This is a genomic window from Sphingomonas endophytica (assembly GCF_014199415.1).
Lineage (GTDB): Bacteria > Pseudomonadota > Alphaproteobacteria > Sphingomonadales > Sphingomonadaceae > Sphingomonas > Sphingomonas endophytica.
The window spans coordinates 189,472-209,295 of record NZ_JACIJN010000004.1 but is presented as its reverse complement, the minus strand read 5'-3'; the positions used below and the strand labels follow the sequence as shown (position 1 = coordinate 209,295).

Below are 19,824 nucleotides of genomic sequence, written 5' to 3'. Positions count from 1 at the left end.
GTGCATCAATGCAGGCGGCGCAGCACCTGTGCGGCGAGCCTGGCGTCGTCGCCGACGGTACCGACGACGACGATCCCGGTCGCGGTGGCGCGGCCGAGCAGCACCACCGGCGCACCTTCGTCGAGCCCGCTGTCGATCGCCAGTTCGGCGAGCGGCGTGCGCTCGGCGAGCGGCAGGGCCGGGGCGTCATCGGCCTCGGGCTGGCGCAGGGCGCGCTCGTTCGTGACGATCCCCTTGATCCCGCCCTCCGCGCGTTCCAGCGCATGGGCGAGCGCGCCCGCACCGATGCCGGTGCGTTGCGCCCAGGCGAGGATCGTGGCGGCCTCGGTCAGCCGCGTCTTGTCATGGTCCGCGCCGAACACGAGCTTGGCGATCGCGGTCAGCGGCGCGCGCGCCTGCACGCGGATCGCGGCGGCGGCGAGCAGTTCCTCCAGCCGCACCGGATCGGCCGCGGCGGCGAGCGCGACATCATGCGCGCGGCCCAGCGCGCGGTACAAAGCGGCATGGCTGCGCAGCCGCGCGGCGCGGGCGACCGCGGCGCTGTCCTGCGCAGCGGCGAGCAGCGCGTCGAGCGTCGTGGGCGCGGCCTGCGGCTCGGGGAGCGGCGCGGCGGCGCACGGCCCGTCCGCCCAGACGCCGCCGGGCAGCGGATCGTGGCGCGGCGCGCGGAACGCCGCAGCCAGCTCGGCGTCGAGCCCGGCCTGGTCGTCGACGGCGACCAGCTCCTTCCAGTTGATGACGCCGTAGATATAGTCGATCGTCTGCGCATCCGACGAGAAGGGCATCAGGATGCCGCGGTACATCGTATTGTGCCCGCGCGTGCCGGTGAATTCGGCCTCGAAGCCGATCGGCGCGCGATTGGCGATGATCTGGAGATAATGGTCGGTCAGCCGCGACAGCAACGAGCGCGACGGCACGTCGGAGATGCGTGCGATCGACTGGTCCATCGCGCATTCCTCGCGCAGCGCGCGGCCGATGAACTGGATCGCGGGATCCTCGACCCCGCCCGAGAAATCGAGCAGCACGCTGTGCGGGCCGAAATCGGCGATGCTCTCGGGCTCCAGATCGTCGATCGCCGGATAGGGGCGGCCGCGCAGCAGCGACACCCAGTGATTATAGGCGCGGACATGCATCCGGCGCTCGTCGGGGCCGACCGGCGCATGCGACTCGCCCACGCCGCCCTCGGTGGGGTCGTCGTCCTGACGGAGGTCGTCGTAGCCGTGCGCGCTGTCCATGCTCATCGTCCATTCCGGCGAGCGGCCTGATATTCGGCCGGATTCGCCGGATGCTTTTGCCGCGTGGATGGTAAAGGCCGGGTAAAGCCGCGCGACGCTTGTCAACGCCGTTTCGCGCTGCTAAGCGCCGCCTCCACGACGTTTCCCTCGCGGAAGCGCGTTGGCCGCTTTAGCTCAGCTGGTAGAGCATCGCATTCGTAATGCGGGGGTCACAGGTTCGAGTCCTGTAAGCGGCACCATAGCTCCCGAGGCGGGGAGAGCTCCTCGGAGCGACGTCTTCCGCGGCGTTCACGCTTCCATCGTACAGGCTGCTGCTACAAACGCGCTGCGATACCGCGGCTGGCAGCCCAGCGCGGTCCTCGTCGGGCCAGCCGGGCCGAGCCAACCACCGCTACCGCCGGAGCGCGGCATTCCGTCTTCCGCTTCGTTCCCGCTTTCTGGCGATTTTCTGGGTGGGTACGGCCGCGTCCGTTCTGCGCGACCGGCAGTGGATTCGCCATAGGCTCGCCCGGCGGCCGGGCCTTTGACGCTGTAGCAGCTCAAGCCTTTATGGACCTTCTCCACGGTAAGGCGCGGCGATCGGGCGGCGCACGGCGCGGAGCGTGCAGGATGAATCGATCCGCGTCGAGGTGCCGGACTGGGAAGGGATCGAAAAAAGGTCCTTGTGCAGCCCGGCACCATCGCCATGCTGGTCGGCGAGACGCCGGGCCTGCGCGTGCAGGTGACGACCTCCGCACGCTTCGTGGCGAGTTGGAGGCGGTGATCGAATCCTGCGACGGCGGCATTGTCGCCGATTGCCGGATGATCGAGGCGCGGGGGCCGCACCGCGATCGGCACCGATCGTGCTGACGCGAGCGCGCAGGCCGGCCTTGAAGGGCCTCATTGCTTTCAAGTGTTTGTCCGATTCGCGCGCCTGATCCTCGACGCGGACCGGCAGGCGTTCCGTCCGCCCCCCGATTCTCCCGACCCGATCGATCGGCGGCGTGGCGACCCGTTTTGGGTAGGATGCCGGCCGATCATGCCGCGGCGCTGTCACGAACGGGCGCCACATCCTCTATAATCATGGATGGGCCCAGGGATGACGGAAGCGGACTCGTGTTGAACAAGCCGAAACCGCAGCAGGCGGGGCAGCGCGTCGCGCGCGTTCGCTTGCGCGAGCGAGTGGCGGCAACGCGCGCGCGGATCGACGACTGGTTTCCCGACCGCGAGTTCATCATGCGCTCGCAGGGGCAGGTGCGGTTCATCCGTGTCTCCGCGCGCGCGCAGAAACGGGCCGCGACCGGTATCGCGGTGCTGGCGCTGACCTATGTCGGGTCGATCACCACGCTCGCGCTGATCCGCTGGCACGATTCCCGCGACGCGACCGCGCTGCTCAGCCGGCAGGCGCGCGTCGAGAAGGCGGAGAGCCGGGTCGCCGCCTATCGCCGCAACCTCGACGGCGTCACCTCCGACCTGCAGCGGCGGCAGGATTTCATCGAAAAGGTGACGCAGGCGCATCTCGGCGTGCTGCCCAGGGACAGCAAGAACGGCGAAACCGTCACCAACAGCAACAGCGAAGCCGCCCGGACGATCGACAAGGTCAGCGCCACCGTGCCCGAGGCGGGCAATCTCGCGCGGATGGAAGCGCGCCAGCTGGCGTTCGTCGAGAGCCTGACGCGCTATGCCGATCGCCGCGCCGCGCGCGGGCTGGCGATGATGCGCAAACTGGGCGTGAACCCGGGGATGCTCGGCGGATCGGGCGGGGGCGAGGCGGGCAATGACGCGATGGGCGGCCCGCTTTTCGCATTGTCCACCGATGCCGACGGCTCGATCGATCCGCGCTTCGCGCGGCTGGGCGCCAGCCTCTCACGGATGAGCGCGCTGGACCGGGCGATGTCCCGCATGCCGCAGGTCCTGCCCGCCAGCGCCGATTCGATCTCCAGCGGTTTCGGCTATCGCTCCGACCCGTTCACCCACCACGGCTCGTTCCACCCCGGGCTCGATTTCCGCGGCCCGCTTGGCGCGCCGATCTACGCCGCGGCGCCGGGGATCGTCACCTTCGTCGGGCAGCGCTCCGGCTATGGCAATTGCGTCGAGGTGACGCATGGCCCCGGGCTCGTCACCCGCTACGCGCATATGTCCGCCTTCCACAGCCATGTCGGTCAGCAGGTCGCCGCAGGACAGACCATCGGCGCGATCGGCTCCACCGGCCGCTCGACCGGCCCGCATCTGCATTTCGAGGTGCGGATCGACGGCCGTCCCACCAACCCCCGTCCCTTCCTGGAGGCGCGCAGTTATGTTTCATCGAAGATCGTCAGCCAATCCGCCGGCCCCGCCGCGGCCGCCGGCGCCGCCAAAGATACCGGTCCAGACAAAGGTAGCGACTGAACCCATGAGCAAGAATTCCACCTTCTCGATGATCGGCGCCGATGTCGTCATCACCGGCGACATCTCGGCCTCCGCCGACCTGCACATCGACGGCCGCGTCCGCGGCGACATCAACTGCCTCGCGCTGGTGCAGGGCGCGGCCAGCGAGATGATCGGCACGATCACCGCCCAGTCGGCGCACATGGCCGGCATGGTGCGCGGCAGCATCATCGTCGACAGCCTCGTCGTCCAGCGCAGCGCGCATATCGTCGGCGAAGTGCATTATGAGACGCTGACGATCGAACAGGGCGCCCGCGTCGAAGGCACGTTCGCCAAGGGCGGTGCCGAGGTGCCGGCCACGGCGATCCCGGTCGAACCGGTCGAGCCGGCGGCATACGACAGCACGCCGCTGTTGCTCGAAGGGGAGTAAGCGCGGCGCGCGCACGCGGTGTGTAACCGATGCCGCAACACTCGCCGGTGATCGGCGGCCATGAATCGCGGACCGCATATCGCCTGCTGCGCCTACCGGTCCGTACCGGATGGCGGGTCACGTCGCTGGCCCATCCCGCAGCGGGCGACCAGCTCCCGGCATGGCGCGTCAGCTGTTCGCGGTCGAGGCAGGCGTGTCGCGTCGCGGTGCCTCGAACGTCGCCCACTCGCCGTCGCCGCCCGGTCGCGGCGGCGGGCCGGCGATGCTGTCGGGCTCGCTGATCGCGCCGGTGCGGAGGCGGTGCAGATGAACCTTGGCGATCATGTTCGCCGAGATCGGCGCGGTGATGAACAGGAACAGCGAGATCAGCGCCTCGTGCGCGGTCCACACCCCGAACCGTGCCCGGAAATAGACCACCGACGCGACGAGCAGCGCGCCCAGCCCGAGCGTCGTCGCCTTGGTCGGCCCGTGCAGCCGCTCCATCGTCGAGGGCAGCCGCACCAGCCCCAAGCTGCCGATCAGCGCGAACCCCGCGCCCAGCAGCAGCAGCACGACGATGACGATATCGGCGATGACGCTCATTCGACGATGTCCCCGCGCAGGATGAACTTGCAATAAGCGATGGTGCTGACGAAGCCGACCATCGCCAGCAGCAACGCCGCCTCGAAATAGGTATCGTTGCCGCCGATCATCCCGATCAGCACGATCAGCGCGATGGCGTTGATGACCATCGTGTCGAGCGCGACGATCCGGTCGCCCAGCGCCGGCCCGCGCAGCAGCCGCCACAGGTTGAGCAGCACCGCGAGCGCGATCGCGCCCGCCGCGAGGTGAAGGGCAAGGTCGATCATGCGAAGATCCGGTGCAGCCGCGCTTCGTAGCGGCGCTTGATGCGCGCCACCTCCGCCGCCTCGTCCGCGACGTCGAGCGCATGGACGAGCAGGAAGCGCCCGTCCGCCGACACGTCCGCCGAGACGGTGCCGGGCGTCAGGCTGATCGTCCCGGCCAGCATCGTGATCGCCTCCGGCGTGGTCAGGTCGATCGGCACCACCAGCCAGCGGGCGCGCAGGTCGCGGCTGCGCCGGAACAGGATCAGCCACGCGACCTGGAAATTGGCGACGACGATGTCGAGCAGCACGATCGCCAGATAGCCGAGGAAGTGCCGGCCGAACCGCATCCGCGGCCGGTCGGGCCAGAACGGCTGGGTGAATTTGGGGAGGATCAGCGCGAACGCGCCGCCGAGCACGACACCGCCGATCGTGATGCTGTTCGCCATCAGCAACCACACGATCAGCAGCATCGCCGACAGTGCGGGGTGGGGCAGCACGTGCCTCATCGTGCCGCGCCCAATACGGCGGTGACATAGGTCACGGGCATCATGACCTGCGCGGCGGTGGCGCGGGTCTGTTCGGTCATCCAGCCCGCCGCGCCGGTCAACGCTGCCAGCGCGGCCAGCAACAGCGCGGGAGCGATGAACTCGGCGTGCGCGCGGGCCGGGCAGGCGATCGGATCGGCGTCGGCGGCGCTCGTCTTCCAGAACAAAGTCGAGCCGCTGCGCGAGAAGCCGATCACGCCGATCAGCGTCGTGACGAGGATCGTCGTCCACACCGCCGGCCAGCCAGGGGTCGCGTAGCTGGCGTCGAGGATAAGCAGCTTGCCGACGAACCCCGCCAGCGGCGGCAACCCGACCGCGCCGATCGCCGCGGCGAGATAGAGCAGCCCGGCGGCGTCCTGCCCGGCGAAGCGCGGGCTGGGGACGAGCGCATCGGCATATTGGCCGCGCCGCCGCATCGTCACATCGGCGACGAGGAACAATGCCGCGCCTGCCAGCACCGCCTGCACCATGTAGTAAAGCGCGGCGGCGAGCGTCGCCGCGCGCCACGACGCCACCGCCATCAACAGCGTGCCGGTCGAGGCGAGCACCGCGAACGCCGCCTGCTCACGCAGCCCGCGCGCGGCCAGCACACCGACGAACCCGACGACCGCGCCGAGGATCGCGGCGGGCAGCAGGTACGGCGCGGGCACCCACGCCGCCGCACCCGCCTGCGCGCCGAAGATCAGCGGCACGGTGCGGATCATCGCATAGACGCCGACCTTGGTCATGATCGCGAACAGCGCCGCGACCACCGGCATCGTCGCGGCATAGGTACGCGGCAGCCACAGGTGCAGCGGCACCACCGCCGCCTTGAGTGCGAAGACCGTCATCAGCAGCAGCCCCGCGACGCGCAGCAAGCCCTGATCCGCCGTGCCGAGCGCCGCGATCCTCACCGCGAGATCCGCCATGTTGAGCGTCGCGGTCAGCCCGTAGAGCAGCCCGAGCGCGATCAGGAACAGCGCCGACCCGACGATATTGACGACGACATAGGCGACCCCCGCCTTCATCCGCAGCGCGCCTTGCCCGTGCAGCATCAGGCCGTAGGAGGCGATCAGCAGCACCTCGAAGAACACGAACAGGTTGAACAGGTCGCCGGTCAGGAACGCGCCGTTCAGCCCCATCAGCTGAAAATGGAACAGCGGGTGGAAGTGCCAGCCGCGCCGATCCGCGCCGGTGACCAGCGCATGGCCCAGCACGACCGTCGCCAGCAGTGCGGCAAGCACCAGCATCATCGCGGCGAGCCGGTCGAGGACCAGCACGATCCCGAACGGCGCCGGCCATGCGCCGAGCGCATAGCTGCGGATCGCGCCGTCCTGCGCGACCCCGAACAGCGTGCAGGCCGCGACCAGCATCGCGACGCAGCCGCCCAGCGACAGCGCCGTCGCGGCACGCGCGTGTCGCCGCATCAGCATCATCGCCAGCGGCGCCGTCATTGCGGGAATCACGACCGGCGCGATCGGCAGGTGGTCGAGCAGCGTCACGCCGGCTCCTCCGCGTCGGGGTCGGCCAGCCCGTCGACCTGATCCGAACCGCTTTCCAGGAAGCTGCGCAACGACAGGATCACGGTCAGCGCGGTCATGCCAAAGGTGATGACGATCGCGGTCAGCACCAGCGCCTGCGGCAGCGGATCGGCGTGCGCGGTCACGTCCTTCGCGTAAAGCGGCGGCCGATCGACGATCAGCCGCCCGATCGCGAACAGGAACAGGTTGACCGCATAGGACAGCAGCGTCAGCCCCAGCACGACCTGAAACGTCCGCCCGCGCAACGCGAGATAGATGCCGCCCGCGACCAGCACCGCGATCGCGGAGGCGACCAGGAATTCGAGGCTCATGCCGCCGCATCCCCGTCGTTCTTGGCGGCGCGCTGCGCGACATGCGCGAGTTGCGCCAGCGCCATCATCACCGCCCCCACCACCACCGCGGCAACGCCGAGGTCGAACAGCATCGCGGTCGCCAGCTCGAAGTCGCCGATCAGCGGCAAGTGGAAGTGGCCGAAGCTGCTGGTCAGGAACGGCGCGCCGAACAGCAGCGATCCGAGCCCGGTCGCGACCGCGATCAGCACGCCGCTGGCGATCAGCTGATGCTCGCCGATCCGCCGCCGCACGTCGGTCCAGTCGAAGCCCGACGCCAGATATTGCTGCAGGATCGCGATCGAGAAGACCAGGGCCGCGATGAACCCGCCGCCCGGCTGGTTGTGCCCGCGCAGGAAGATGTAGAAGCCGACCAGCAACGCCAGCGGCAACAGCAGCCGCGTCGCCATCACGAACATCATCGGGTGGCGCTCGGGCGAGAAACGGTCGCGCGAGCGCCACTGGCGCAAGCGCCGCCCCGCCACGCCGTGCGCGGCGGGCTCGAGCAGGGCATAGATCGCGAGGCCGGCGATGCCGAGCACCGTGATCTCGCCGAACGTGTCGAAGGCGCGGAAGTCGACCAACGTGACGTTGACGACATTGGTGCCGCCCCCGCCCGCATAGCTGTTGTCCCAGTGGAAGCGCGAGACGCCCGCGCGCTCCGGGCGGGTCATGATCGTCCAGGCGAGCCAGCCGGTGCCGAGCCCGCCCGCCGCCGCGATCAGGCCGTCGCGCGCCCGCCGCGTCACCCCCGACAGTCGCGGCGGGTTGCCGGGCAGCAGGTGCAGCGCCAGCAGCATGAGCAGGATCGTCACCACCTCGACCGCGATCTGCGTCAGCGCGAGGTCGGGGGCGGAGAGGTGAACGAACGCCAGCGCCATCACGACGCCGATCACGCTGAGGAAGATCAGCGCGAGATAGCGCCGCCGGTCGATCGCCAGCACTGCGCCGGTCGCCGCCACCAGCGCCACCCAGGCGACGATCGCCACCGGCGAGGCGGGGGTGGTCGCGCGCGCGCCCGGCGTGATCCCGAAGCGCAACGCCGCCTCGCTGCCGAGCGCGATCGCGACGAGGAACAGCACCGTCAGATAGCGTTGCAGCGACGCGGCATGGAGGCGTCCCGACAGCTGCCGCAGCGCGCCGACCGCCGCGGTCATGCCACGGTCGAACAGCCGCTTGGCGTCGGGCGCGGGGAGCCGGGCGACGGCCGCGGCGACGGCGGCGTGTCGCCACAGCAGCAGCACGGCGACCGCCACCGCGCCGAGGCTCATCAACAGCGCCGGGTTGACGCCGTGCCACAGCGCCAGATGCAGCGCGGGGCGCGTCGCGCCGGTCACCGCCGCGCTGGCCGCCGCGACCAGCGGCCCGGCGAGCGTCATCGGCGCCAGCCCGAGCGCGAGCGCCAGCCCGACCAGCACCGCCGGCGGCGCGAGCAGGAGCGCGCCCGGATCGTGCGGCGCGGCCATTGCGGCGGTCCGGCGCGCGCCGAAATGCAGCGCCACCGCGTAGCGCAGCGAATAGGCCGCCGACAGCAGCGCGGCCAGCGTCGCCAGCACTGGCACCAGCAGCGCCTGCCCCGCCCAGGCGGTGTGCGCGCTCTGCTCCAGCATCATCTCCTTGGAGATGAACCCGCCGAGCGGCGGCAGCCCGGCCATCGCCGCCGCCGCCAGCACGCCGAGCGTCGCGGTCAACGGCATGAGCGCGGCGAGCCCGCCCAGCCGCCGGATGTCGCGCGTCCCGGTCTCGTGATCGACGATCCCGGCGTGCATGAACAAGGCGGCCTTGAACGCGGCATGGTTGAGGATGTGGAACACCGCCGCTGTCACCGCCGCGGCGGTGCCAAAGCCGAGCAGCATCACCATCAACCCCAATTGGCTGATCGTCGAATAGGCGAGGATCGCCTTGAGATCGTGGCGGAACAAGGCGACGCCGGCCCCGAAAATCATCGTCACCAGCCCGACCGCGGTGACGATGACGAACCACCATTCGGTCCCCGCCAGCACCGGCCACAGCCGCGCGAGCAGGAAGACGCCCGCCTTCACCATCGTCGCGGAGTGCAGATAGGCGCTGACCGGGGTCGGCGCGGCCATCGCGTGCGGCAGCCAGAAGTGGAACGGAAATTGCGCCGATTTGGTGAAGGCACCCGCGAGGATCAGCAACAGGATCGCCGGGAAGAGCGGCGACGCCTGCACCTGCGCGGCGCGCGACAGGATCGTCGCCAGCTCGTAGCTGCCCGCCGCCTTGCCGAGCAGCACCATCCCGGCGATCAGCGCGAGCCCGCCGCCGCCGGTGATGGTCAGCGCCATCCGCGCGCCCTGCCGCGCCTCGGCACGGTCGCGCCAGAAGCCGATCAGCAGAAACGACGGGAGGCTGGTCAGCTCCCAGAAGACGAGCATCAGCAGCACGTTGCCCGACAGCGCGATCCCGACCATCGCGCCCTGGAACAGCAACAGGAACGACAGGAAGCGCGCGGTCGGCTCCTCCTTCTTGAGATAGCCCTGCGCGTAGAGGACGACGAGAAATCCGATCCCGAGGATCAACGCCGCGAACAGCAGCGCCAGCGGGTCGAGCCACAGACTGAGATCCAGCCCCAGCGCCGGGAGCCACGCGATCCGCACTGCCGGTGTCCGGCCGGCGAGCACCGCGCCCGCCTGCGTCAGCAACACCGCCACTCCGCCGGCACTCGCTCCCCCGGCGATCAGCATATGGACGCCGCGCGTCGCATGCCGCGCCAGTGCCAGCAGGATCGCCGCGACGAACGGCAGTGATATCAGGGTCAGCAACGCCACCCGCTTCTCCCCCGTCTACGCGCCGCGCCGCGGCGCATGGCCGGCGCGGACCGGCCCCGCTGCGCTCGAACTCACGACGACGCGGCGTGGTTCAGGCGCGATCGCGGTCGGGGTGGGAATGATGTGGACGGCGTGGGTCGGATGTGGTCGCACGGGCAGGCCGATGCTCCAGGCACAGGGGTTCGGCGTTGGCGGCCCGACCAACGTGAGAACCTGCCCGCAGCAGCATGTTGCGGACACCCGGCGGCGCTATGACACAAGGCCGGGCGCGTTCACAACCCCGCGACGTCGGGACCTTCGACCTTCGGCGCGGCCAGCCGCCAGCGTTCGAGCTGGGTCAGCACGTCATTGGTGATCTGCGCGACCGTGAAGCCGGTCAGATCGCGGAAGCCGGGTTCGCCGTTGGTCTGCGCGGCGAGCATCCACGCCATGCTCCGGCGTCCTTCGGGAGCCTCGAGCGCCGTGTACGCGGCGAGCGGGCGCGAACGCGGCGACAGGCGATAGCTGAACGGCCGGCCGTCCGCGGCGGTGATGGTCAGTTCGACCGAACCTTCGCCGCTCTCCAGCCGACTCGCGGTCCAGCCCTCCTTCTCCATCGCATCCTGCACCGCCTGCAATGCCGCTTCGCCGGTGCCGGCGATCTGCGCGACGATGTCGGTGCGCCGCGCGGGGACCAGCAGGCGCTTGATCCGCTCCCCGACCGAGGCCGCGTCGCCCGGCAGCGTCACTCCCGCCAGATCGGCATTGGTCTGCCGGATCAGCCCGACCGCCAGCAGCAGCATGATGAAGCAGAACGGCAGCGCGGCTAGCAACGTCGCCGATTGCAGCGCGCCGAGCCCGCCGGCCACCAGCAGCAGCGTCGCCGTCACGCCGAGCAGCACGCACCAATAGATGCGCTGCCACCGCGGCGTCTCCTCGGTTCCGCCCGACGCCAGCGTGTCGATCACCAGCGCGCCCGAATCCGCCGAGGTCACGAAGAAGATCGCGACCAGTGCGATCGCCAGCGTCGCGGTGACACTGGCGGCAGGCAGATATTCGAGGAACTTGAACAGCGCGGTCGACAGGTTCGCCTGCACCGCAGCGGCGATCCCGCCATTCGCCACGCCGAGATCGAGCGAGATCGCGGTGTTCCCGAACACGGTCATCCACAGGAAAGTGAACGCGGTCGGCACGAACAGCACGCCGGTCACGAACTCGCGGATCGTCCGCCCGCGCGAGATGCGCGCGATGAACATCCCCACGAACGGCGACCAGGCGATCCACCACGCCCAGTAGAACAGCGTCCAGTCCGCCATCCACGCGCGCGGTTCATAGGCGTAGAGCGTGAAGGTCCGCTTCACGAAATGATCGAGATAGAGGCCGAAATTCTGCACCAGCGCGCGCAGCAGGAACAGCGTCGGGCCGACCGCCATCACGAACAGCATCAGCAGCACGGCGAGCACGAGGTTCAGCTCCGACAGCCGGCGGATGCCGCGGTCCGCACCGCTCAGCACCGACAGCGTCGCCGCGCCCATCACCAGCACGATCACCACGATCTTGGTCGTGATCGTGTCCGGAACGCCATATTCATAGGCCAGCCCCGCGGTCATCTGCGACACGCCGAAGCCGAGTGAGGTCGAGACGCCGAACACGGTGCCGCACACCGCGAAGATGTCGATCGCGTCGCCGAGCGGCCCGTCGATCCGTTTGCCGAGGATCGGCGACAGCCCCGAGCGTAGCGTCAGCGGCATGTCCTTGCGATAGGTGAAATAGGCAAGGCTCAGCCCGACCAGCGCATAGATCGCCCAGGCATGGACGCCATAATGGTGGAAGGTGATCGCCATCGCCTCGCGCGCGGCGAGGATCGTGCCACTCGGCGCTTCGGGGGGCGAGATGTAGTGCTGGATCGGCTCGGCGACCGCGAAATACATCAGCCCGATCCCCATGCCGGCCGCGAACAGCATCGCCAGCCACGACAGATAGGGAAAGTCGGGCTCGGAATCGTCCGGGCCGAGCTTCAGCTTGCCCGCCGGTCCGAAGCCGAGCACCAGCACCACGACCAGAAACACCGCGACCGCGGAGATATAGAACCAGCCGAACGTGTCGATCGCCCAGCTCTGCGCGGCCTTGAACGCCGCATCGGCGGTGCCCGGCATCGCGAGCGTCGTCACCAGCAGCAAGGCGATGACCCCGGACGCGCCCCAGAACACGCGGGGATTGATTTCACTCTTTACCATATCAGGATCTTAGCATCGGTTAAGCAAGATGGCGACTGGCGCACGCCGGCCAACGCGCCCGGGAGCGGGGAAACGGGGCGCGGTCGCGGGTCACGATGGATTTTCCAAGGCCGGCCAACGGCTTTCTTCGCACCGTTCCGGTTGCCGCAATGGTCAAGCGCACAAGGACGCGTTAGGACCGGAAGCTGCCGTACTTTATAGGAGCGGGGGAACGGGTGAAGACAGGGCGCAATGCCACCAGCCGATCGGGCGATCCCGCTGCGACGGAGATCGATCGCTACCGGTTGATCGTCTTTCCGAACCGGGTTCGCGAACACCGCAAGCACCACGGCTATCCGACCTTGCTCGCCCTCGCGGCAGAGCTGCCGGCGATGGCCTATATCCGGCTGTCGAAGATCGAGCGCGGCGAGGTCGTCGCCAAACCCGACGAACTGCGCCAGATCGCGGCGGTGCTGCACGTCGACCCCGCGGCGCTGCTGCTCGACGTCGACGCGCCCGATTTCGACATCGCCGCCTGGGCCACCGACCTGCAAGGCATGACCCCCGCTGAGGTGGAGGAGGATCGCTTCGCGGTGCTGCTCGCGGCCGCGATCCGCGCGCGACGCGACGCCGATCGTAGCCTGTCGATCGCGCAGATCGAACGATCATACGGGCTGGCGCCGGTGATCCTGTCGCGGTTCGAGAATGGCTACAAGCCGCTGGCGCGCTGGAATGCGCAGGCGGTCAGGGCGGTCTGCGCCCTGCTCGGCGCGGCGGACGTGGCGGACTTGCGCGCAAAGGTGCAGCGCGCGCACCAGGAACATCTGCTCGATCCCTATATCCCGATGATCGCGGGCGTGGCGGCGCGCCAGGACAAGACGCGCGCCCGGATCGCCGCCCTGCGGCGCGATCTGGACTCCGCGCCGGCACCCGCAACCGCGACCCGCCCGCGGCGCGTGATCGCACCGCCCGCGGCCCACGAGCCCGATCCGGCCGTGCTGGCCGCGATCCACGCCGCGGACGTCGCGACCGTCCGGATGGCACCGGTCTTTGGCGCGCCCTTGCCCGACGGGCTGATCGAGCGGGTGCCGCTCGGCCGGTCGGTGGAGGTGCCGCGACAGGGCGGGGCGAACAGTTACGGGCTGCGCGTCTGCCGTGCGACGCTGGGCGCGGCGCTGCCCGCGCAGGCGATCGCGATCGTCGACCCCGATCGCTTTCCCTCGGCGGGCGGGCTGGCGGTGCTGCGCGAGCCGGAGGGGCTGCGGCTCGTCATCGTGACGTTCGACCGGCAGGGACGGATGATCGGCTACAGCCTGCATCCCGAACGCGAGATCCTGCTCGACGAGCGCGATCCGGCGGAGGTGGCGATGGTCATCGCCGCGCTGTTCGACGGCGCCGGCCACGATCAATAGCGCGAGTTGATCGCGATCGGCATCGTCGGATCATAGACGGACAACGTGCCCGCCGCGCCATAGGTCGAGGAAGACCGTCCGGCCTGCCGCTTGGCTTCCGCGGCGATCGCGCCGATCAGTTCGACCGACAGGTCGATCTGCCGCTTGAGAGCCGCGCGATTGTCGGCCGCGGTGGTCTCGAATGTGCGCAGCATGTCAGTCAGATGCGCGCGATCCTGCTCGGTCAGCGTCGCCGACCAATTCTGTTCGTCGCGCGCGATCACCGCCGTGACATGTTCGAGCTGTCCGATCAGCCGGATCTTGGTCGCCGCGAGTTCGGGCAGCGTCGCGTCGAAGGTGCAGGAGCGGATATATTGCGTCTCCTCCTCCATGAGCAGCAGCAGCGAGGTCAGCAGATCGCTCAGCCGGTCGAACATCAGCGCCGGCCTTCCTGCATCCGCAGCATCTGCGCCATCACCGACGGCGCGATGCCGAGACCGCCGCGGCGCGCCATCGCCTCGCCCATGTGGTCGGCCAGCACGCTGCGGAACATCTCCTCGCCATGGCCACCGCCGAACGGGCCGTCGGTCGGCGCGCTGTCCATCATGATGCGCGTCATCTCGCCGATGAACACCGCCTCGAACGACCGCGCCGTCACGGCGGGATCGTCGCTCCGCCTCGGCAGGCGCGGCGGCGGCGTGGCGCCGGCGACGATCGGAGCGTTCACGTCCATTATTGCACCTCGATTTCGGCTTGCAAGGCTCCGGCGGTACGCAGCGCCTGGAGCACGGTGATGAGATCGCGCGGAGTGACGCCGAACGCGTTCAGCCCCGCCACCAGCGACACCAGCGACGTGCCGCCGTGCAGGATGCCGAGCGCATGGCCACCGCCGTCGTCGACGTTGATCCGGGTGCGCGGCAGCACCTGCGTGGTGCCGTCGGAGAACGGCTCCGGCTGCGAGGCGATGGGGGCTTCGGAGACGCTGATCGTCAGGCCGCCCTGCGCGATCGCAACCGGGCTGATCCGCACATCGGCGCCCATCACCACGGTGCCCGACGCCTCGTTGATGACGATCCGCGCCGGCAGGTCGACCTCGACCGGCAGTTCCTCGATCCGCGCGAACAGCTCGACAACCGCGCCCGGTGCGTCGCCCGGCGGCGTCAGTTCGACGGTGCCCGGATCAAGCACCTGCGCCGCGCCGCCGACGCGATTGTTGATGACCGCCGCGATGCGGAAGGCGGTGGTGAAATCGGGGTTCTTGAGTGCGAGTTTAAGCCTGGTGGAGGAGAGCAGCGGGAAGGGCACCTCGCGCTCGACGATCGCCCCGCCGGCGATCCGCGCCGAGGTGGTGACGCCGCGGCTGACCGAGGCGGCCTGACCCTGCGCGCGGAAGCCGGACACCGACACCGGCCCCTGCGCGACCGCATAGATCTCGCCGTCCAGCCCGCGCAGCGACGTGACGAGCAAGGTGCCGCCTTGCAGGCTGGTGGCATCGCCGATCGCGCCGATCTGCACGTCGATCGTGCTGCCGCTGCGCGCGAACGGCGGCAGCGTGGCGACGACCGACACGGCGGCGACGTTCTGCGTCCGCATATTGTCGCCGCGGATGTTCACGCCCATCCGCTCCAGCATCGACTGCACCGTCTCGGCGGTGAAGGGCGCGTTCTGCGTGCGGTCGCCGGTGCCCTGCAGACCGACGACCAGGCCATAGCCGATGAGCTGGTTGGGGCGGACATTCTCGACGTCGACGATGTCCTTGATCCGCGACACCGGCCCGGCGGCGGCGGAACCGCCGCCCAGCAACGCCGCGGCGAGCATGGCCAGAGCAGTCAGGAGGGGGCGCGGAAAGGCTGGCATCTTAGACCTTATAGGAAGATGGGCGGGCAGGCGTCGGGGGGGCGGTCAATTCAACTGGCGCGACAGGCGCATGACGTAGCTGATGATCTCCGCCACCGCGGCGTAATGCTCGACGGGGATCGGGCGTTCGACCTCGGCGGAGGCGTGGAGCGCCCGCGCGAGCGGCGGGCTTTCGACGATCGGGACGCCGGCATCGGTGGCGATCGCGCGGATGCGCAGCGCGACCGCGTTCATGCCCTTGGCCACCACGATCGGCGCGGCCATGACGCCATGTTCATATTTCAGCGCGACCGCATAATGGGTCGGGTTGGTCACGATCACGCTGGCGGTCGGCACCGCCGCCATCATCCGCTTGCGTCCGCGCGCCATGCGGATGCTGCGGATGCGCGCCTTGATATGCGGATCGCCCTCGCTCTGCCGGTGCTCGTCCTGCACCTCCTGGCGCGTCATGCGCAGGCTGCGGATGAAGGCGCGATGTTGATAGGCGAAGTCGGCGCCGGCGAGCAGCGCGACGAGCAGCGCGATCGCGCGCACGAGCTGGTAGATCAGCGTGCTGGCGCTGTGCGCGATGTCGATCGGCGACGCCCCCGCCAGCGCGTCGAGCGCGACCAGATGCGGGCGGAGCACCAGCACGGCGATGACCACGACCACGATCAGCTTGGCGAGCGTCTTGGCGAATTCGACCAGCGCCTTCTTGCCGAACAGCCGCGCCGCGCCGGCGGCCGGCGACAGGCTCGACCATTTGAGCGCGAGCCGGCTGGAGTTGAGCGTCGGGCGTCCTTGCAGGAACAGCGGCAACAGCGCGAGCCCGAACAGGGTCACGGCGAGCGGCGCGATGGCGATCGCGACATGTTCGGCGACACCGACGATCAGGTCGCGGGTCGCGTCCGGGGTGCGGGCGTAATCGTCGGCCTGGCCCCAAAGCTTCACGAACATGGTGCCGAGCCGCGCCAGCGTCCAGCTGCCCATCCCGCCCGCGACGAGGATGACGCCGACGAATGCCGTGGCATGGCGCATCTCGGGGACGGACGCGACCTGCCCCTTGCCGCGCGCATCGGCCAGTTTCTTGGCGGTCGGCTGTTCGGTCTTCTGGTCCTGGTCGGCGTCGGCCATCTCAGATCAGCCCGTCGTGGAGGAAGGCGATCATCGCCCGGCAGAAGCCGGTCAGCACGACGCCCAGCGTGACCGCGAACAGCGCAAGGCCGAGCAGCATGTTGAGCGGCTGCGCGACGAAGAAGACCTGCAGGCTGGGCGCCAGCCGCGCGGCGAGCCCGAGCGCGGTGTTGAACACCGTCGCATAGACGAGCAGCGGTGCGGCCATGCTGAGCGCCAGCTCGGTCGCGCGCGCGCTGGCGAGGATCGCCGCCCCCGCGAGGTGTTGCGACGACGGCAGCGTTCCGACGGGAAACTGGTCGTAGGAGTGCAGGATCGCGCGGATCCACAAATGGTGCACCCCCATCGCCATGCAGCCGACCAGCGCGGCGACCGACAGAAAGTGTGCGAGCAGCGGCGTCTGGCCGCCGAGCAAGGCGTCGGGGACCAGCACCGAGGACAGGCCGATCTGCATGCTGGCGATCGAGCCGGCGGTGGCGGCGGCGCTGAAGACGATGCGCACGAGCATGCCGATCCCCGCGCCGATCACGATCTCGGCGACGAGCGTGGCGATCAGCGCGCCGTCGGTGCCCGGGGCGGTGACGCGCCCGTCGAGCAGCCCCGCGAGGCCGAGCGTCAGCCCGATCGCCATCATCAGCCTGATCTGCACGGGCAGACCGTCTTCGGTGAACAACGGCAACGCCATCACGATCGCACCGATCCGCGCGAACAGGATCAGCAACACCGTGATCTGAAGGGGCAATGCCGTCATCGCAGCGTCATGCGCCGGTGACGATCGCGTCGGCGATCCGCGCCATGAACCCCGCCATCGCCTGGCCGATGAACGGCAGGCTGCCGAGGATCACCGTGCCAATGACCAGCAACTTGGGGACGAAGGTGATCGTCGGCTCCTGCAATTGCGTCAGTGCCTGGAACAGGCTGATCGCCACGCCCACCACCAGCGACGCGAGGAGCATCGGCCCGGCGATGGTGAGCACCAGCATCATCGCGGCGCGGCCCATTTCGGCGGCGTGAAAGGCGTCCATCGTCGCGCTCAGATCTGCATGTGCATGATTTCGGTGTAGGCGCCGACCATCCGGTCGCGCACCGCCACGATCGTGTTGAGCGCGGTCTCGGCCGCGCCGACCGCGGTGACGACATCGATGAGGTCGCCCTTGCCCGCGACCTGCTTGGCGCTTTCGGTCTCGGCGGTGTGCAAGGTCGCGGCGGTCTCGCCGATCATCGACTGGATCATCGCTCCGAAGCTGCCCGATTCCGCTACCCCCGCGGCCGGCGTCACCGCGGCGGCCGCGACCTCGGTTTCGGCGGCAGCGGCCCGATCGAGACCGGGCAGGGCGGTAAGGGCGCGGCTATAGGCGGCCGCGGCGTCAAGGGCGCCGATCGACATGGCGTGGATCTCCGTCTTACTTGATGAGGTCGAGCGTGCGGGCCGTCATGCTGCGGGCGGCCTCGATGGCGTTCAGATTGGCCTGATAGGAGCGCTGCGCCGCGCGCATGTCGGCCATTTCGATCAGGCCGTTGACGTTGGGCGTCTGGACATAGCCGGCCTTGTCGGCGGCGGGGTTGCCAGGCTGGTAGATCTTGCCGAACGGCGACTTGTCCGCGGTGATGCCGACGACCTGTACCGCGGTCGCGCCGTTCGCATGGTCGAGGTGCGCCCGAAAGGTCGCCACGCGGCGACGATACGGATCGCCGCCCGCGGTCTGCGCGACGGAATCGGCATTGGCGAGATTCTCGGCGATCACCCGCATCCGCAGCGCCTGCGCGTGCAGCCCCGTCGCGGAGACATCGATCGACGTACGCAGGTCCATGTCATGCTCCAAAAGCGAAATTGCCACTCCGTTTACCGTTATAGGAAGGAATTGTGCGGTGCCGCCGGGCCGGTGACATTCCCGTCCTATAAATTCGGGGAAGGAGAGCCGCATGTCCGTGCTCGAAGGCATACCCGTTGAATTGTCCGTAGTTCTGGGATCGGCCCAGATCCCCATCCACCAGGTGCTCAAGATGAGCCGCGGCGCGGTGATCCCGCTCGACTGCGATCAGGATGCGCCGACGCTGGTCTATGTCGACGACGAACTGGTCGCGCGCGGCCGGGTGATCGTCGAGGACGAGCGCATGTCGCTCGAGATCATCGAAATCCTGCCCAAGAGCGCCTGACCCATGGAATTGCTGTCGGCGCTGCGCGCCATCGGCGCGCTCAGCCTCGTACTGGGGCTGCTGGGCGGTGCGCTCTGGGCGGTGCGCCGCTTCGACCTGCGTCTGCCGGGCTCGATCCTCTCGGCCCGCCCGGGCGAGCGGCGCTTGGCCGTGACCGAGCGGGTGGCGCTCGACGGCCGGCGGTCGGTCGCGCTGATCCGCTGTGACTCGGTCGAGCATCTGGTGCTGATCGCGCCCGAGGGCGTGGTGACGCTCGGCGCCCCGCGTGCCCGCGTCGCGCACGTAGAAGGATATGATGATTATGCGTAAATTCCTGCTTCTCGCCGGCGGGGTCGCGGTGCTGGCCGCGGTGCCGCTCCCGGCGCTCGCGCAGACCATCGGGCAGGCTGCCGATCAGGCGCAGGGCGCGGCGGCAGGACTGGCGCAGGGGTCGATCTCCGGCCGGGCGATGCAGATCCTGCTGACGCTGACGGTGCTCAGCCTCGCGCCCGGCATCCTGATGACGGTGACGTCGTTCACGCGCATCGTCGTCGCGCTGTCGCTGCTGCGCTCGGGGCTCGGCGCGCCGGGGGTGCCGCCCAATCCGGTGCTGATCAGCCTCGCGCTGTTCCTGTCGTTCTTCGTGATGACGCCGACCTTCGAGACGGCGTGGCGCGAGGGCGTCGATCCCTACAACCAGGGGCGCATCACCGAGGCGCAGGCGCTCGACCGGACATCGCAGCCATTCAAGACCTTCATGCTCAGCCACGTCCGCCGCGACGACCTGCACATGTTCGTGGAACTGTCGCGCAAGCCCGCCGCGCGATCCGCCGATCTGCCGATCACGACCGTGATGCCCGCCTTCATGATCTCGGAGCTGCGGCGCGCGTTCGAGATCGGCTTCCTGCTGCTGCTGCCGTTCCTCGTCATCGATCTGGCGGTGGCGGCGGTGTTGATGGCGATGGGCATGATGATGCTGCCGCCGACGACGATCTCGCTGCCGCTCAAGATCATCTTCTTCGTGCTGGTCGACGGCTGGTCGCTGGTCGCCGGGTCGCTGGTGCGGAGTTTCGGCCACGCGTGACGGCAACCGCCCGGGCACCGCCCGGCG

The 19,824-nt window shown here is 69.4% G+C and carries 22 protein-coding genes and 1 tRNA gene; 7 read left to right on the top strand and 16 right to left on the bottom strand.

The window, feature by feature from the left end; translation table 11 throughout:
- Positions 1 to 5: 5 nt before the first annotated feature.
- Positions 6 to 1,235: a PAS domain-containing protein gene (locus FHS97_RS08030; RefSeq protein WP_184035568.1), complete on the bottom strand. Its 1,230-nt coding sequence runs from the start codon at positions 1,233 to 1,235 to the stop codon at positions 6 to 8.
- Positions 1,236 to 1,398: 163 nt separating this feature from the next.
- On the opposite strand from FHS97_RS08030, the gene FHS97_RS08025 reads away from it, so the two are divergent.
- From FHS97_RS08025 to FHS97_RS08015, 3 genes are all read left to right on the top strand, one after another.
- Positions 1,399 to 1,474, top strand: a tRNA-Thr gene (locus tag FHS97_RS08025).
- Positions 1,475 to 2,333: 859 nt separating this feature from the next.
- The gene (locus FHS97_RS08020) at positions 2,334 to 3,602 is read left to right on the top strand and encodes a M23 family metallopeptidase (RefSeq protein WP_246346532.1); all 1,269 of its coding nucleotides are present in this window, start codon (positions 2,334 to 2,336) and stop codon (positions 3,600 to 3,602) included.
- A gap of 4 nt (positions 3,603 to 3,606) precedes the next feature.
- Entirely contained in the window at positions 3,607 to 4,011 is a 405-nt protein-coding gene (locus FHS97_RS08015; protein WP_184035566.1) for a bactofilin family protein, read from the top strand.
- Between the two features lie 168 nt (positions 4,012 to 4,179).
- Here FHS97_RS08015 and FHS97_RS08010 read toward each other — a convergent pair whose 3' ends face one another.
- The 7 genes from FHS97_RS08010 to FHS97_RS07980 all read right to left on the bottom strand — a co-directional run bounded on the left by FHS97_RS08010 (position 4,180) and on the right by FHS97_RS07980 (position 12,237).
- The gene (locus tag FHS97_RS08010) at positions 4,180 to 4,593 is read right to left on the bottom strand and encodes a Na+/H+ antiporter subunit G (protein ID WP_184035564.1); all 414 of its coding nucleotides are present in this window, start codon (positions 4,591 to 4,593) and stop codon (positions 4,180 to 4,182) included.
- Complete coding sequence (locus FHS97_RS08005; RefSeq protein WP_184035562.1) at positions 4,590 to 4,859, bottom strand: K+/H+ antiporter subunit F; 270 nt, start codon at positions 4,857 to 4,859, stop codon at positions 4,590 to 4,592. The genes FHS97_RS08010 and FHS97_RS08005 overlap by 4 nt, the downstream gene beginning before the upstream one ends.
- Positions 4,856 to 5,344: a Na+/H+ antiporter subunit E gene (locus FHS97_RS08000; RefSeq protein WP_184035560.1), complete on the bottom strand. Its 489-nt coding sequence runs from the start codon at positions 5,342 to 5,344 to the stop codon at positions 4,856 to 4,858. Before FHS97_RS08000 ends, FHS97_RS08005 begins: the two co-directional genes overlap by 4 nt.
- The gene (locus FHS97_RS07995; protein ID WP_184035557.1) at positions 5,341 to 6,864 is read right to left on the bottom strand and encodes a monovalent cation/H+ antiporter subunit D; all 1,524 of its coding nucleotides are present in this window, start codon (positions 6,862 to 6,864) and stop codon (positions 5,341 to 5,343) included. Before FHS97_RS07995 ends, FHS97_RS08000 begins: the two co-directional genes overlap by 4 nt.
- Positions 6,861 to 7,214: a Na+/H+ antiporter subunit C gene (locus tag FHS97_RS07990; RefSeq protein WP_184035554.1), complete on the bottom strand. Its 354-nt coding sequence runs from the start codon at positions 7,212 to 7,214 to the stop codon at positions 6,861 to 6,863. Before FHS97_RS07990 ends, FHS97_RS07995 begins: the two co-directional genes overlap by 4 nt.
- Entirely contained in the window at positions 7,211 to 10,021 is a 2,811-nt protein-coding gene (locus FHS97_RS07985; RefSeq protein ID WP_184035552.1) for a monovalent cation/H+ antiporter subunit A, read from the bottom strand. The genes FHS97_RS07990 and FHS97_RS07985 overlap by 4 nt, the downstream gene beginning before the upstream one ends.
- A 272-nt stretch (positions 10,022 to 10,293) precedes the next feature.
- Positions 10,294 to 12,237: a BCCT family transporter gene (locus FHS97_RS07980; RefSeq protein ID WP_184035549.1), complete on the bottom strand. Its 1,944-nt coding sequence runs from the start codon at positions 12,235 to 12,237 to the stop codon at positions 10,294 to 10,296.
- A gap of 215 nt (positions 12,238 to 12,452) precedes the next feature.
- Here FHS97_RS07980 and FHS97_RS07975 point away from each other — a divergent pair, with 215 nt between their 5' ends.
- Complete coding sequence (locus FHS97_RS07975) at positions 12,453 to 13,628, top strand: helix-turn-helix transcriptional regulator (protein ID WP_184035546.1); 1,176 nt, start codon at positions 12,453 to 12,455, stop codon at positions 13,626 to 13,628.
- On the opposite strand, the gene FHS97_RS07970 is transcribed toward FHS97_RS07975, so the two are convergent.
- From FHS97_RS07970 to flgC, 8 genes are read right to left on the bottom strand one after another with little or no spacing between them, the layout of a single operon-like run.
- Positions 13,622 to 14,044: a flagellar biosynthesis protein FlgN gene (locus FHS97_RS07970; RefSeq protein ID WP_184035543.1), complete on the bottom strand. Its 423-nt coding sequence runs from the start codon at positions 14,042 to 14,044 to the stop codon at positions 13,622 to 13,624. The two genes, FHS97_RS07975 and FHS97_RS07970, sit on opposite strands and share 7 nt — an antisense overlap.
- Entirely contained in the window at positions 14,044 to 14,340 is a 297-nt protein-coding gene (locus FHS97_RS07965) for a rod-binding protein (RefSeq protein ID WP_184035540.1), read from the bottom strand. Before FHS97_RS07965 ends, FHS97_RS07970 begins: the two co-directional genes overlap by 1 nt.
- Positions 14,340 to 15,464 (bottom strand): flagellar basal body P-ring protein FlgI, encoded by a 1,125-nt coding sequence (locus FHS97_RS07960; RefSeq protein WP_425506301.1) that lies wholly within the window; start codon positions 15,462 to 15,464, stop codon positions 14,340 to 14,342. The genes FHS97_RS07965 and FHS97_RS07960 overlap by 1 nt, the downstream gene beginning before the upstream one ends.
- Positions 15,465 to 15,509: 45 nt before the next feature.
- A complete protein-coding gene (locus tag FHS97_RS07955) occupies positions 15,510 to 16,577 on the bottom strand; it encodes an EscU/YscU/HrcU family type III secretion system export apparatus switch protein (protein ID WP_184035537.1) in 1,068 nt (355 codons plus the stop codon).
- A 1-nt stretch (position 16,578) separates the two neighbouring features.
- Complete coding sequence (locus tag FHS97_RS07950; RefSeq protein WP_184035534.1) at positions 16,579 to 17,328, bottom strand: flagellar biosynthetic protein FliR; 750 nt, start codon at positions 17,326 to 17,328, stop codon at positions 16,579 to 16,581.
- Between the two features lie 7 nt (positions 17,329 to 17,335).
- Entirely contained in the window at positions 17,336 to 17,602 is a 267-nt protein-coding gene (locus FHS97_RS07945) for a flagellar biosynthetic protein FliQ (protein WP_184035531.1), read from the bottom strand.
- A gap of 8 nt (positions 17,603 to 17,610) precedes the next feature.
- Complete coding sequence (gene fliE / locus FHS97_RS07940) at positions 17,611 to 17,964, bottom strand: flagellar hook-basal body complex protein FliE (RefSeq protein WP_184035528.1); 354 nt, start codon at positions 17,962 to 17,964, stop codon at positions 17,611 to 17,613.
- 16 nt (positions 17,965 to 17,980) lie between these two features.
- Positions 17,981 to 18,388 carry a flagellar basal body rod protein FlgC gene (gene flgC / locus FHS97_RS07935; RefSeq protein WP_184035525.1) on the bottom strand — a complete coding sequence of 136 codons (408 nt, stop codon included), beginning with the start codon at positions 18,386 to 18,388 and terminating at the stop codon, positions 17,981 to 17,983.
- Positions 18,389 to 18,500: 112 nt separating this feature from the next.
- Between flgC and FHS97_RS07930 the strand changes: the two genes are divergently transcribed.
- Genes FHS97_RS07930 through fliP form a run of 3 tightly spaced genes read left to right on the top strand, consistent with a single transcriptional unit; the run spans position 18,501 to position 19,797 of the window.
- Positions 18,501 to 18,734, top strand: a complete 234-nt coding sequence (locus FHS97_RS07930) for a FliM/FliN family flagellar motor switch protein (RefSeq protein ID WP_184035522.1) — start codon at positions 18,501 to 18,503, stop codon at positions 18,732 to 18,734.
- Between the two features lie 3 nt (positions 18,735 to 18,737).
- Complete coding sequence (locus FHS97_RS07925) at positions 18,738 to 19,043, top strand: flagellar biosynthetic protein FliO (protein WP_184035519.1); 306 nt, start codon at positions 18,738 to 18,740, stop codon at positions 19,041 to 19,043.
- Positions 19,036 to 19,797, top strand: a complete 762-nt coding sequence (gene fliP, locus FHS97_RS07920) for a flagellar type III secretion system pore protein FliP (protein ID WP_184035515.1) — start codon at positions 19,036 to 19,038, stop codon at positions 19,795 to 19,797. Before FHS97_RS07925 ends, fliP begins: the two co-directional genes overlap by 8 nt.
- Positions 19,798 to 19,824: the final 27 nt, after the last annotated feature.

Coding starts and splice junctions, on each gene's coding strand:
- FHS97_RS07980 (WP_184035549.1), bottom strand. CDS start 12,237: ATGGTAAAGAGTGAAATCAATCCCCGCGTGTTCTGGGGCGCGTCCGGG.
- FHS97_RS07955 (WP_184035537.1), bottom strand. CDS start 16,577: ATGGCCGACGCCGACCAGGACCAGAAGACCGAACAGCCGACCGCCAAG.
- flgC (WP_184035525.1), bottom strand. CDS start 18,388: ATGGACCTGCGTACGTCGATCGATGTCTCCGCGACGGGGCTGCACGCG.
- FHS97_RS07965 (WP_184035540.1), bottom strand. CDS start 14,340: ATGGACGTGAACGCTCCGATCGTCGCCGGCGCCACGCCGCCGCCGCGC.
- FHS97_RS07950 (WP_184035534.1), bottom strand. CDS start 17,328: ATGACGGCATTGCCCCTTCAGATCACGGTGTTGCTGATCCTGTTCGCG.
- fliE (WP_184035528.1), bottom strand. CDS start 17,964: ATGTCGATCGGCGCCCTTGACGCCGCGGCCGCCTATAGCCGCGCCCTT.
- FHS97_RS07970 (WP_184035543.1), bottom strand. CDS start 14,044: ATGTTCGACCGGCTGAGCGATCTGCTGACCTCGCTGCTGCTGCTCATG.
- FHS97_RS08015 (WP_184035566.1), top strand. CDS start 3,607: ATGAGCAAGAATTCCACCTTCTCGATGATCGGCGCCGATGTCGTCATC.
- fliP (WP_184035515.1), top strand. CDS start 19,036: ATGCGTAAATTCCTGCTTCTCGCCGGCGGGGTCGCGGTGCTGGCCGCG.
- FHS97_RS07945 (WP_184035531.1), bottom strand. CDS start 17,602: ATGGACGCCTTTCACGCCGCCGAAATGGGCCGCGCCGCGATGATGCTG.
- FHS97_RS07930 (WP_184035522.1), top strand. CDS start 18,501: ATGTCCGTGCTCGAAGGCATACCCGTTGAATTGTCCGTAGTTCTGGGA.
- FHS97_RS08010 (WP_184035564.1), bottom strand. CDS start 4,593: ATGAGCGTCATCGCCGATATCGTCATCGTCGTGCTGCTGCTGCTGGGC.
- FHS97_RS07990 (WP_184035554.1), bottom strand. CDS start 7,214: ATGAGCCTCGAATTCCTGGTCGCCTCCGCGATCGCGGTGCTGGTCGCG.
- FHS97_RS08030 (WP_184035568.1), bottom strand. CDS start 1,235: ATGGACAGCGCGCACGGCTACGACGACCTCCGTCAGGACGACGACCCC.
- FHS97_RS08005 (WP_184035562.1), bottom strand. CDS start 4,859: ATGATCGACCTTGCCCTTCACCTCGCGGCGGGCGCGATCGCGCTCGCG.
- FHS97_RS07925 (WP_184035519.1), top strand. CDS start 18,738: ATGGAATTGCTGTCGGCGCTGCGCGCCATCGGCGCGCTCAGCCTCGTA.
- FHS97_RS08000 (WP_184035560.1), bottom strand. CDS start 5,344: ATGAGGCACGTGCTGCCCCACCCCGCACTGTCGGCGATGCTGCTGATC.
- FHS97_RS07960 (WP_425506301.1), bottom strand. CDS start 15,464: ATGCCAGCCTTTCCGCGCCCCCTCCTGACTGCTCTGGCCATGCTCGCC.